The organism is Streptomyces flavusporus, assembly GCF_046267975.1.
GTDB lineage: Bacteria > Actinomycetota > Actinomycetes > Streptomycetales > Streptomycetaceae > Streptomyces > Streptomyces flavusporus.
The window spans coordinates 7,858,773-7,871,235 of the sequence record NZ_CP176503.1; the positions used below are offsets into that span (position 1 = coordinate 7,858,773).

12 protein-coding genes are annotated in these 12,463 nt (G+C 67.4%); 10 read left to right on the forward strand and 2 right to left on the reverse strand.

Features of this window, described 5'->3' with window-relative positions; all coding sequences use genetic code 11:
* Positions 1-115 precede the first annotated feature (115 nt).
* Positions 116-691, forward strand: coding sequence for a hypothetical protein (locus ACKTSN_RS36990; protein ID WP_409473084.1), 576 nt, complete (start codon positions 116-118; stop codon positions 689-691).
* A gap of 58 nt (positions 692-749) precedes the next feature.
* On the opposite strand, the gene ACKTSN_RS36995 is transcribed toward ACKTSN_RS36990, so the two are convergent.
* Positions 750-1,055 (reverse strand): ferredoxin, encoded by a 306-nt coding sequence (locus ACKTSN_RS36995; RefSeq protein WP_409473085.1) that lies wholly within the window; start codon positions 1,053-1,055, stop codon positions 750-752.
* 244 nt (positions 1,056-1,299) lie between these two features.
* On the opposite strand from ACKTSN_RS36995, the gene arc reads away from it, so the two are divergent.
* From arc to prcA, 6 genes are all read left to right on the forward strand, one after another.
* On the forward strand, positions 1,300-3,066 hold the full coding sequence (gene arc, locus ACKTSN_RS37000; protein WP_385514515.1) for a proteasome ATPase: 1,767 nt from the start codon (positions 1,300-1,302) through the stop codon (positions 3,064-3,066).
* 235 nt (positions 3,067-3,301) lie between these two features.
* Positions 3,302-4,813, forward strand: a complete 1,512-nt coding sequence (gene dop / locus ACKTSN_RS37005; protein ID WP_374328962.1) for a depupylase/deamidase Dop — start codon at positions 3,302-3,304, stop codon at positions 4,811-4,813.
* A gap of 189 nt (positions 4,814-5,002) precedes the next feature.
* The gene (locus ACKTSN_RS37010; RefSeq protein WP_385261741.1) at positions 5,003-5,221 is read left to right on the forward strand and encodes a ubiquitin-like protein Pup; all 219 of its coding nucleotides are present in this window, start codon (positions 5,003-5,005) and stop codon (positions 5,219-5,221) included.
* A 44-nt stretch (positions 5,222-5,265) separates the two neighbouring features.
* Positions 5,266-5,877: an endonuclease VII domain-containing protein gene (locus tag ACKTSN_RS37015; RefSeq protein WP_409473086.1), complete on the forward strand. Its 612-nt coding sequence runs from the start codon at positions 5,266-5,268 to the stop codon at positions 5,875-5,877.
* Positions 5,829-6,674, forward strand: coding sequence for a proteasome subunit beta (gene prcB, locus ACKTSN_RS37020; protein WP_409473087.1), 846 nt, complete (start codon positions 5,829-5,831; stop codon positions 6,672-6,674). Before ACKTSN_RS37015 ends, prcB begins: the two co-directional genes overlap by 49 nt.
* 60 nt (positions 6,675-6,734) lie before the next feature.
* Entirely contained in the window at positions 6,735-7,478 is a 744-nt protein-coding gene (prcA, locus tag ACKTSN_RS37025; RefSeq protein ID WP_129796963.1) for a proteasome subunit alpha, read from the forward strand.
* Positions 7,479-7,535: 57 nt separating this feature from the next.
* Here the strand turns inward: prcA and ACKTSN_RS37030 are convergent, their stop codons facing one another.
* A complete protein-coding gene (locus ACKTSN_RS37030) occupies positions 7,536-8,546 on the reverse strand; it encodes a LacI family DNA-binding transcriptional regulator (protein WP_409473088.1) in 1,011 nt (336 codons plus the stop codon).
* Positions 8,547-8,663: 117 nt separating this feature from the next.
* Here ACKTSN_RS37030 and ACKTSN_RS37035 point away from each other — a divergent pair, with 117 nt between their 5' ends.
* From ACKTSN_RS37035 to ACKTSN_RS37045, 3 genes are all read left to right on the forward strand, one after another.
* Positions 8,664-9,923, forward strand: a complete 1,260-nt coding sequence (locus ACKTSN_RS37035; protein WP_409473089.1) for an MFS transporter — start codon at positions 8,664-8,666, stop codon at positions 9,921-9,923.
* Between the two features lie 9 nt (positions 9,924-9,932).
* A complete protein-coding gene (gene pafA / locus ACKTSN_RS37040) occupies positions 9,933-11,294 on the forward strand; it encodes a Pup--protein ligase (RefSeq protein WP_129796960.1) in 1,362 nt (453 codons plus the stop codon).
* Positions 11,295-11,422: 128 nt separating this feature from the next.
* Positions 11,423-12,430 (forward strand): FKBP-type peptidyl-prolyl cis-trans isomerase, encoded by a 1,008-nt coding sequence (locus ACKTSN_RS37045; RefSeq protein WP_409473090.1) that lies wholly within the window; start codon positions 11,423-11,425, stop codon positions 12,428-12,430.
* Positions 12,431-12,463 lie beyond the last annotated feature (33 nt).

Genomic DNA, 12,463 nt, shown 5'->3' on the forward strand with positions numbered 1-12,463 from the left:
TGCCTCGCCAAGACACCACCGGCACAAGGGTCGACCCCGCCGTTCCCCCGCACTGTGACGTGTGGCACCATGCTGGCCACCCCCACCGGCACAGCCCTCACGGGAGACACTCCTAGTGCAGCAATCCGCCATCCCGGAACTGGCACACACCCACACCCGCCCGATCCACTGGCTTGCCACCGCCACCGCTGTCGCCGGTGTCGTGGCCCTCTCCTCGCTCCTGCAGCCGGACTCCGCGACCGCCGCCCAGACGCCGTCCCAGGGAACCCGGTCCGCACCCGTCGCCGCACCGCCCGCCCCCGAGGACGTCGACTTCCCCCTCGAATGCGGCCCGGTACAGGCCGTGGTGGAACAGAAGGCCTCCGGTGACCTCGACGGCGACGGCCGGCCCGAGACGGTCGCCGTGGTGCACTGCGACGCAGGCATCAGCACGCCGCCCGACGGCGTGTACGTGCTCACCCAGGGCGAGGATGCGTCACAGGTCCGCATCGTGGCGACCCTCGTCGACCCCAAGGACCGGTTCACCGTCAGTGACTTCGCCGTTCGCGACGGAGCGGTGCTGGCGACCCTGCTCGGCTACTCCTCCGACGACGTACCGACATGCTGCCCGGACACGAAGGAGAACGCTAAGTGGCAGTGGAAGAACGGTGCGTTCGTCCGCTCGTCACCCGCAGACGCCCGAAGCGTCTGACGCCCGCAACCCACGCGTGTGAGAAATCCTACAGTCGTAACCCACCGTACGGATTTGGTCACTCTGCGTCCGGACCGTACACCTCCACGCTGTCCGAAACTCGACGTACATGGATGCACTCACCCGGACACTCCTTCACCGAGTCGATCACATCCGTGAGAAGCGGCAGTGGTATGGGCGTTGTGGCCCCCTCCGCCTGCAACAACTGGTCATCCGCGCCCTTCACATAGGCCAGACCGTCGATGTCCAGCTCGAACACCTCGGGCGCGTACTGGGCGCAGATGCCGTCACCGGTACAGAGATCCTGGTCGATCCAGACCTCCAGTGCCTCGCCGTCGACTCCGGCCTCCTGCTGCACGGTCACTTCTCCTGCCGTTTATGTGTCGAGCCGTACGGGAATCCGGCCAGCTCTGACGGGTGTTGAACGGTTCGACACTACCTGCGCCCGCTTTCTCCTCGCGTTCCCTGGGTATTCCCCTGGCGTGAGGGAGAGCGCAAGGGTGAAGATCGGACACACCCCGACCGTCTTTGTGATCTAGGGGTTTCAATCGACACCCACCCAGGTAGGGTCTGGAAGCGTCCAGCTCCCCTTGGAGGAGGTGAGGACCGTGGCAGCCCACGACGACGACATGAACCGCGGCATCCGCCCGGGACGCGGGTCCGAAGACCCGGCCGGGCAGATTGCCTACCTTGAGCAGGAGATCGCCGTCCTGCGACGCAAGCTCGCCGACTCTCCGCGACACACGAGAATTCTCGAAGAGCGGATCGTCGAGCTGCAGACCAACCTGGCCGGCGTGTCCGCACAGAACGAGCGACTCGCCAACACGCTCCGTGAGGCCCGCGACCAGATCGTGGCCCTCAAGGAAGAAGTCGACCGGCTCGCACAGCCACCGGCCGGCTTCGGAGTCTTCCTGCAGGCGAACGAGGACGGCACCGCCGACATCTTCACCGGCGGCCGCAAACTCCGCGTGAACGTCAGCCCCAGCGTCGAACTCGACGACCTGCGGCGTGGCCAGGAAGTAATGCTCAACGAAGCGCTCAATGTGGTCGACGCCATGGAGTTCGAGCGCGTCGGGGACATCGTCACCCTCAAGGAGATCCTCGAGGACGGCGAACGCGCCCTGGTGCTCGGGCACACCGACGAGGAACGGGTGGTACGGCTCGCCGAGCCGCTGCTGGACGTCACCATCCGCGCCGGCGACGCCCTGCTGCTCGAACCCCGCTCCGGCTACGTCTACGAGGTCGTCCCCAAGAGCGAGGTCGAAGAACTCGTCCTCGAAGAAGTCCCCGACATCGGCTACGACCAGATCGGCGGCCTCGGCAACCAGATCGAAGCCATCCGCGACGCGGTCGAGCTCCCGTACCTCTACCCGGACCTGTTCAAGGAGCACGAACTGCGCCCACCCAAGGGCGTCCTGCTCTACGGACCCCCCGGATGCGGCAAGACACTCATCGCCAAGGCCGTCGCCAACTCGCTGGCCAAGAAGGTCGCCGAGGTCACCGGCCAGGCCGCCGGCAAGAGCTTCTTCCTCAACATCAAGGGCCCCGAGCTCCTGAACAAGTACGTCGGCGAGACCGAGCGCCAGATCCGCCTCGTCTTCCAGCGCGCCCGTGAAAAGGCCAGCGAGGGCACCCCCGTGATCGTCTTCTTCGACGAGATGGAATCCCTCTTCCGCACCCGCGGCTCCGGCGTCAGCTCCGACGTGGAGAACACCATCGTCCCGCAGCTGCTCGCCGAGATCGACGGCGTGGAAGGCCTGCAGAACGTGGTCGTGATCGGCGCCTCCAACCGCGAGGACATGATCGACCCGGCCATCCTGCGCCCCGGCCGACTCGACGTGAAGATCAAGATCGAGCGCCCGGACGCCGAGGCGGCCAAGGACATCTTCGGCAAGTACCTCACCGAGCGCCTCCCGCTTCACTCCGAGGATCTCGGGGAACACGGTGGCGACAAGGACGCATGCGTCCAGGCCATGATCCAGACGGCCGTGGAACACATGTACGCCGAAACCGAGGAAAACCGCTTCCTGGAAGTCACCTACGCCAACGGCGACAAGGAAGTCCTCTACTTCAAGGACTTCAACTCCGGCGCCATGATCGAAAACATCGTGGGCCGCGCCAAGAAAATGGCGATCAAGGACTTCCTCGAACACAACCAGAAGGGCCTGCGCGTCTCCCATCTCCTCCAGGCCTGCGTGGACGAGTTCAAGGAGAACGAGGACCTGCCCAACACCACCAACCCGGACGACTGGGCCCGCATCTCCGGAAAGAAGGGCGAACGGATCGTCTACATCCGCACCCTCATCACCGGAAAGCAGGGCGCGGACACCGGACGCTCCATCGACACGGTGGCCAACACCGGACAGTACCTGTAAAAGACAGGGCGGCTGCGGGTCCCCTCTCCGGGTACCCGCAGCCGACTGCTTTCCGGGCCACGGCTGGAGCAAGGCTAATGACGCAAATGATCTCCCCACCGGCGCGGAGGCGTTCTAGGCTCGTCGGTACCGCCGAGTCGCGCAGTGCGGGGACGGGCACCGCACACGCAACCCAGCGCCAGCGGTATCTGAGCGGCGCCCACGACCGAGGGAGCCGCCGGGCAAGGAGGGCCGCATGACCGTACGGCGAGTAATGGGCATCGAGACGGAGTACGGGATCTCCGTCCCCGGCCACCCCAACGCCAATGCCATGCTCACCTCATCCCAGATCGTCAACGCCTACGCGGCGGCGATGCACCGGGCCCGCCGGGCCCGCTGGGACTTCGAGGAGGAGAACCCCCTGCGGGACGCCCGAGGCTTCGACCTCGCCCGCGAGGCCGCCGACGCCAGCCAGCTCACCGACGAGGACATCGGCCTGGCCAACGTCATCCTCACCAACGGCGCCCGGCTCTACGTCGACCATGCCCACCCCGAATACAGCGCCCCCGAGGTCACCAACCCCCGCGACGCCGTTCTCTGGGACAAGGCCGGCGAACGGATCATGGCCGAAGCCGCCGAACGCGCAGCACAGCTGCCCGGCGCCCAGCCCATCCACCTCTACAAGAACAACACCGACAACAAGGGCGCCTCCTACGGCACACACGAGAACTACCTGATGAAGCGGGAAACCCCCTTCTCGGACATCGTGCGCCACCTCACGCCCTTCTTCGTCTCCCGCCAGGTCTTCGCCGGAGCAGGCCGCGTCGGCATCGGCCAGGACGGCCACGAACACGGCTTCCAGCTGAGCCAGCGCGCGGACTACTTCGAGGTCGAGGTGGGCCTGGAGACCACCCTCAAGCGCCCCATCATCAACACACGCGACGAGCCGCACGCCGATGCGGAGAAATACCGCCGCCTCCACGTGATCATCGGCGACGCGAACCTCTCCGAGATCTCGACCTACCTCAAGCTCGGCACGACGTCGCTGGTGCTGTCCATGATCGAGGACGGCTTCATCGCCGTCGACCTCGCCGTCGACCAGCCCGTACGCACCCTCCACCAGGTCTCCCACGACCCGACACTCCAGCGCCTGATCACCCTCCGCAGCGGCCGCACACTCACCGCGGTCCAACTGCAGATGGAGTACTACGAGCTGTCCCGCAAGTACGTGGAAGAGCGCTTCGGAGCCGACGCCGACGACCAGACCAAAGACATCCTGACCCGCTGGGAAGACACCCTCAACCGCCTGGAACGCGATCCCATGAGCCTCGCCGGCGAACTCGACTGGGTCGCCAAGCGAGAACTCATGGAGGGCTACCGGCGCCGCGACAACCTCGACTGGGACGCCGCCCGGCTGCACCTCGTCGACCTCCAGTACGCCGACGTACGCCCCGAGAAGGGCCTCTACAACCGTCTCGTCGCCCGCGGCCGCATGAAGCGCCTCCTGGACGACGCGGGCGTCGAGCGGGCGATGGTGAAGCCGCCGGAGGACACCCGCGCGTACTTCCGCGGCCGCTGCCTGGAGCAGTACGCCGACGACGTCGCCGCGGCCTCCTGGGACTCGGTGATCTTCGACCTGCCGGGACGGGACTCGCTCCAGCGCGTTCCAACCCTGGAACCGCTTCGCGGAACGCGTAATCACGTCAAGGAGCTCCTGGACCGCTGCCGCACCGCAGAAGACCTGGTCAGGGTCCTGTCCGGCGGGTGAGCGGGTCCTCGGACGGGGCCGGGCACACAGGGTGGAAATCCCGGCCCCAGGGAATCATCGAGATGGTCCCCGTACGTTGTAGGAACTGCGGGGACATTGTCAGACCCGGCTTGTAGGGTCTGATCATGACCGATCGGCAGGAAAGCCGACCTGCCGACCATGTCGGGCGAACCGAGCGGGGTGAGGGATATGGCGACCAAGGACACCGGCGGCGGACAGCAGAAGGCCACGCGCTCTACTGAGGAGGTCGAGGAGCAGGCTGCGGAGGCGCAGGCTGCGGAGGACCTCAAGGAGCGGCAGGAGAAGCTGAGCGACGACGTGGACTCCGTCCTGGACGAAATCGATGACGTACTCGAGGAAAACGCCGAGGATTTCGTGCGCTCATTCGTGCAAAAAGGTGGCCAGTAAAGGGATTCGGGCCGCTTTTGCCTTCGAATCGAAGGTCGCGGGGGATGAGGGTGGCTGGGGATCCGAAGGCGAAACAATGCACGGGCTGCAAGCGGGACTTGCCTCCTGAGGCATTCGCACGGGACAAGAACCGGCGCGATGGCCTTCAGGTGCGGTGCCGGGAGTGCGTGGCGGAGTACAGCGCCGCGCGCTACCGGCGCCGCCGGGAAGCCATGGGTAAGCCGGTATGGGTGAAGGTGGACGTTCCGGCCGGACACAAGCTCTGCCGGATGTGCGGTGAGGTCAAGCCGCACAGCGAGTGGCATCGCAACGCCACCGCATCCGATGGTCTGTCGACACGGTGCAAAGCGTGCCGGGCCATCCGGGGGCGGCAGGACCATCTGAAGCGGCAGTACGGAATCACTGAGGCCGAGCGCGACGAGTTGGTCGCCTCCCAAGGGGGCGTCTGTTGCATATGTTTGGCGGCTGTGCCCGAGCATGTGGATCACTGCCACAAGACGGGTAGGGTCCGTGGCGTACTGTGCTTCAGCTGCAACGCTGCACTGGGGCAGTTCAAGGATCGGCCCGATGCCATAAGGCGGGCTGCTGCATACGTGGAAGGAATCGCGTGGAAGCCAACACTCGTAGCACCGGGCGTCTACCAGCTGCCTTCCTGACGCCTGGGTCCTCCTCGTTCATGGACTTCCTGTCCGAGCACCAGCCGGAGCTGCTGCCCGGCAACCGGCAACTGCCGCCCACCAAGGGCGTGATCGAGGCGCCGCACGGCACGACCATCGTCGCCGTCACGTTCCCGGGCGGTGTCGTGCTCGCCGGTGACCGTCGGGCCACCATGGGCAACGTCATCGCGCAGCGGGACATCGAGAAGGTGTTCCCCGCCGACGAGTACTCGGCGGTCGGCATTGCCGGCACCGCCGGTCTCGCCGTCGAGATGGTCAAGCTGTTCCAGTTGGAGCTGGAGCACTTCGAGAAGGTCGAGGGCGCCCAGCTGTCGCTGGAGGGCAAGGCGAACCGGCTGTCGACCATGATTCGGTCCAACCTGGGCATGGCGATGCAGGGGCTGGCAGTGGTGCCGCTCTTCGCCGGTTATGACCTCGACCGGGAGAAGGGGCGGATCTTCTCCTACGACGTGACGGGCGGCCGCTCCGAGGAGACGGGCTTCGCGGCAACCGGCTCCGGTTCGATCTTTGCGCGCGGCGCCATGAAGAAGCTCTTCCGTGACGACCTGACCGAGGGCGAGGCCACGACCCTGGTGGTGCAGGCCCTGTACGACGCGGCAGACGACGACTCGGCGACCGGTGGTCCCGATGTCGCCCGCCGGATCTACCCGATTGTCACCGTGATCACTGAGGACGGTTTCCGCCGGCTCACCGAGGACGAGGCTTCTCAGATCGCCCGTTCGGTGCTGGAGCGGCGGCTGGAGCAGCCGGACGGTCCGCGGGCCGCGCTGCTGTAGTCGTCGGCCGATCTTGTTCAGGGTGATCGAGTGACTTCCACAGAAAGGGACGGATAACCGGTGTCGACGCCGTTCTATGTGTCACCTCAGCAGGCCATGGCCGACCGGGCGGAGTACGCCCGTAAGGGCATCGCCCGGGGCCGCAGCCTGGTCGTGCTGCAGTACTCCGACGGCATTGTGTTCGTCGGCGAGAATCCGTCCCGTGCGTTGCACAAGTTCAGCGAGATCTATGACCGGATCGGCTTTGCCGCGGCCGGCAAGTACAACGAGTACGAGAATCTGCGGATCGGCGGTGTGCGCTACGCCGACCTGCGGGGTTACACCTATGACCGTGACGATGTGACTGCTCGGGGTCTGGCCAACGTGTATGCGCAGACGCTGGGCACGATCTTCTCCAGTGCGGCCGAGAAGCCGTATGAGGTGGAGCTGGTTGTCGCCGAGGTCGGTGAGACGCCGGAGGGTGACCAGATCTACCGGCTGCCGCACGACGGCTCGATCGTGGACGAGCATGGCTCGGTCGCGGTCGGCGGCAACGCCGAGCAGATCAGCAGCTATCTGGACCAGCGTCACCAGGACGGTATGACGCTGGCCGAGGCGCTCAAGCTGGCCGTGCAGGCTCTGTCCCGTGACACCAACGGCACTCAGCGGGAGATTCCGGCCGAGCGGCTGGAGGTGGCGGTGCTGGACCGTACGCGTCCGCAGAAGCGGAAGTTCCGGCGGATCACCGGTCGGCAGCTCGCCCGGCTGCTGGAGGCGGACGGCGCGGCGTCGGCGGCGGATGCCGAGGAGTCCGAGGACGAGTAACGCCGCACCCGGCTTCGTGTGGGCCCTGGCCGTTGTCGGCCGGGGCCCACACGCGTGTCAGGCGGCCGGTGGTGGCGCCGTGGAGCCCCGTACGACCAGCTGGACGGGAATGTCTCCCTCGGTGGGCTCGCGGCCCTCCAGGACCGCCAGCAGGGCCTGCATGCCCCGTTCGCCGAACAGCTCGGCGTCCAGGCGGACGGTGGTCAGCTCGGGGTCGATGGCGGTGGCCAGGGCCAGGTCGTCGAGGCCGGTGACGGAGATGTCGTCGGGGATGCGCAGGCCGAGGCGTCGGATCGCTTTGTAGGCGCCGGCCGCCAGTTTGTCGTCGTCGCAGACGACCGCGGTCGCGGGGTGGCGCCTGAGGGCGGTCTCGGCGGCGGTCAGGGCGCCCTGGATGGAGATGGGGGCGCGGGCCGTGTGCACGGTCGTGCCCGGAACGGCGGCGGTGCGGGCGGCGAGTTCGCGGGCGCGCACCTCGAAGGTCCAGGAGGGCACGTCGGCTGCCAGGTGGAGGAAGGTGCGGTGGCCGAGGCCGAGCAGGTGGTCGGTGACCTGGCGTACGCCGTCGGTGATGTCGAGGTTGACGGTTGCCGCGCCCAGGCTGCCTTCGGGGTCGCTGTCGAGCATGACGAGGGGGAGCTGGTCGCCGCGGATGGCGGTGAGGGCGTCTGCGGCCATGGAGGAGGCGATGACGCCGTCGAGGGCGGCCTGTGCGGATGCGAAGGGGTCTCTGGCGGGGCCGATGCCTTCGGGGGAGGGGTAGAGGACGACGCCGAAGCCGTGTTCGGCGGCGACGCGGGCGGCGCCGGTGTAGACGCCGGCGAAGAACTCGGTGGTGAGGGCGGGGACCACGAGGAGGACGGTGCGGGTGTGGCCGAGGCGTAGGTTGCGGGCGGCGAGGTTGGGCCGGTAGCCGAGTTCGCGGGCGGCTTCGCGTACGCGCTGTGCGGTTGCTTCCGAGACGCGGCCGCGCCATTTGTCGCCCAGGACCAGGGAGACGGCGGCCTGGGAGACGCCGGCGGCCTGGGCGACGTCCCGGCTGGTGGGGCGGGTGCCGGCTCGTGCCACCTGTGCCTGCTCCTTCGTCGGGGCTTGGTCCGGGCTCGTCCTGGACGTGTGGACAGCGCTCATGGTACGTATGACGGAGGACGTTATACGTAAAACTTGGGCCGGAAGGGCGGGGACATGGCCACGGGATACCTGGAGATCCTCAGGGCGAGGCACGCCGCCCGGCTGCTGGTCGGCACGCTGGTGGGGCGGCTGCCCAATGCCACCGCCGCGATCGCGATCGTGCTGTTCATTCGCGCGGAGGGCGGCTCGTACAGCCTTGCCGGGGCGCTGGCAGCGGTTTACGGCGTCGCCAACGCGGTGGGTCAGCCTCTGCTCGGCCGGCTGGTGGACCTGCACGGGCAGCCGCGCGTCCAGCTGCCCGCGGCGCTCGCGTCCGCCCTCGCGATGGCCGTGTTCGCCTTCAGCGGCACCGAGGCACTGCCGCTCTCCTACGTCGCCGTTGCGGGCGCCGGGCTGTTCACCCCGCCCCTGGAGGGCGGTCTGCGCGCGCTGTGGTCCTCTGTGCTGCGCAGGGAGGACCAGGTGCACACCGCGTACGCCATGGACGCGGTGGCGCAGGAAGTGATGTTCACGATCGGCCCGCTGCTGGTGACTCTGTGCACAGCGCTGTGGTCGGCGCAGGCCGCGCTGCTTGTGCTGAACGTCGTCGGGGTGCTCGGTGCGCTCTCCGTGGTCGTGTCGCCGCCCTCGCGCGCGTGGCGCTCGGCGCCGCGTGAGGCGCACTGGCTCGGTGCGCTGCGTTCACCGGGGTTGCTGGTACTGCTGGCTGCGTTCCTTTTCGTGGGCGTGGCGCTCGGTTCCATCACGGTTGCCGCCGTGTCGTATGCGGACGACCATGGAGGCGATGCGGTGTACGGCTGGCTGATGGCGGCCCTGGGGCTCGGTGCGCTGGTCGGCGGTGCCGTGTACGGGGCGCGCGGGTGGGCGGGTGCTCCGGAGCGGCGACTGAGGCTGCTGGTCGGCCTTCTGGCGGTGTGTTATCTGCCGCTGATGCTGATGCCGGGTCCTGTCGCCATGACGGCGCTGACGGCGCTCGCCGGTGTGTTTCTCGCGCCTGCCATCGCCTGCGCGTTCGTCATCGTCGACCGGCATGCGCCGAGCGGCACTGTCACCGAGGCGTTCTCCTGGCTTGTGACGACTTTCACGGTGGGCGCGTCGGTCGGAACCGGGCTGGCGGGGCCGGTGGTCGAGTGGGGCGGGGCGCTGTGGGGCTTTGCCGTGCCGGGTGCAGCCGGGGCCGTGTCTCTGCTGGTTCTGCTGGCCACGGGGCGGGTACTCGCAGCTCCCGCCAGGGCGGCGGTCGTTGCGGCCGCGTCGGAAAATGATCCAAATCGTGCTGCCGAACCCCGTTTCAGTTCAGGGGATCGGGCGTAATGTTCAGTCATGGACCGCCGCATTTTCGGGCTGGAGAACGAGTACGGCGTCACGTGCACGTTCAGGGGACAGCGCCGTCTGTCTCCTGACGAGGTGGCGCGGTACCTCTTCCGCCGTGTCGTGTCATGGGGCCGCAGCAGCAATGTCTTTCTGCGGAACGGTGCCCGCCTCTATCTCGACGTGGGCTCGCATCCGGAATACGCGACACCCGAATGTGACAACGTGATCGAACTGGTCACCCACGACAAGGCCGGCGAGCGCATTCTCGAAGGACTCCTGGTGGACGCCGAACGACGCCTGCACGAGGAGGGAATCGCGGGCGACGTCTACCTTTTCAAGAACAACACGGACTCGGCCGGCAACTCCTACGGATGCCATGAGAACTATCTGGTGGCCCGGCACGGGGAGTTCTCCCGGCTCGCGGACATCCTGATTCCGTTCCTGGTCACGAGGCAGTTGCTGTGCGGCGCGGGCAAGGTGCTGCAGACTCCGCGCGGTGCCGTGTACTGCGTCAGTCAGCGTGCCGAGCACATCTGGGAGGGCGTCTCGTCGGCGACGACCCGTTCCCGGCCCATCATCAACACGCGTGACGAGCCGCACGCGGACGCGGAGCGCTACCGGCGGCTGCATGTCATCGTCGGTGACTCGAACATGTCCGAGACGACCATGCTGCTCAAGGTCGGCGCCACCGATCTGGTGCTGCGCATGATCGAGGCGGGCACGGTGATGCGGGACCTGACCCTGGAGAACCCGATCCGGGCGATCCGCGAGGTCAGTCATGACATCACCGGCCGGCGCAAGGTGCGTCTGGCCAGCGGTCGGGAGGCCTCGGCGCTGGAGGTGCAGCGCGAGTACTACGAGAAGGCCGTGGACTTCTGCGAGCGGCGCGGCATCCGCACCGGCACCGTGGAGCAGGTGCTGGAGCTGTGGGGTCGCACGCTGGACGCGATCGAGGCCGAGGACCTGGACCGGATCGACACCGAGATCGACTGGGTCATGAAGTACAAGCTTCTGGAGCGGTACCGGGCCAAGCACAACATGACCATGTCGCACCCGCGGGTCGCGCAGATAGACCTCGCCTACCACGACATCCACCGGCGTCGTGGTCTGTACTACCTGCTGGAGAAGAAAGGCCAAGCGGCCCGGATCTGCAACGACTTGAAGATCTTCGAGGGTAAGTCGGTTCCGCCGCAGACCACTCGGGCCCGGCTGCGCGGCGACTTCATCCGGCGGGCGCAGGAGCAGCGCCGGGACTTCACCGTCGACTGGGTCCATCTCAAGCTCAACGACCAGGCTCAGCGCACGGTGTTGTGCAAGGATCCGTTCCGATCGGTGGACGACCGGGTGGAGAAGCTCATCGCCGGTATGTGAGCATCGCGTTTCGGCCCGAACGCCGGAACGCAACACGGGCGCCGTACGTTTCCAGTACGGCGCCCTTCTCACACCGTAGAGTTGCGCGCACGCCATCAACAAGATCGACCGATTACGAGGCCCCCACCGTGCGCCGACGCTCACTTCTCATCGCGGTCCCCGCTGGACTGGTCACGCTCGCCGGATGTGGCGACGACGACGGCGGGGCCGACTCGGCCGAGGCCACCGACACCGCGTCGCCGTCGGCCCCGGCGACGTCCGCTGCGCCGCCGCCGAAGATCGTGGACGGCCCGTTGCCGGCCATCACCGCGGGGACGAAGTTCGACGAGAAGCCGACGGTGGCCAAGGGCAGCGGTGAGCCGTCCAAGAACCTTGCGGTGAAGACGGTCATCGCGGGGGGTGGCCGGACCGTTGCGGAGAACGACTACATCCAGGCCAACTACCTCGGCCAGATCTGGGACACCGCAAAGGTGTTCGACAGTTCCTACGACCGCAAGACGCCGCTGGTCATCCAGCTCGCGCAGGGCGGCATCATCGATGGCTGGCGCTATGGGCTGACCGGCAAGAAGGTCGGCAGTCGTGTCCTGATGTCCGTGCCGCCCACCTGGGGCTACGGCGAGCAGGGCAACTCGCAGGCGGGCATCAAGGGCACCGACACGCTGGTCTTCGTCGTCGACATCCAGGCCACGTTCAGTGCGAAGAGCTCCGCCAAGGGCGCCCCGGTCGCGCAGGACAACGTGGACGTGCCGAAGGTCGGCACGAACACGGACGGCAAGGCGCCCTCCATCGAGATCGCCAAGGCCGACCCGCCGACGAAGCTCGTGGCGAACTACGTTCTCGAGGGTGACGGTGCCGAGGTGGGCGCCGAGGACAGTGTGCTCGTGCAGTACCGGGGCGTGTTCTGGGACGGCGGCAAGGAGTTCGACTCGACGTACGGCCGGAAGGCGCTGACCTCGTTCTCGCTCCAGCAGGTCGTCAAGGGCTGGGCGCAGGGCCTGACCGGCAAGAAGGTCGGCAGCCGCGTCCTCATCGTCATCCCGCCGGACCTGGGGTACGGGGACAACCCGCCGAGGGGCAGCGGCATCAAGAAGGACTCCACGCTGGTCTTCTCGGTGGACATCCTGGCCAAGATGTGAGACGGGCGGGCCGCCGTGACCGGCCTTGACCGG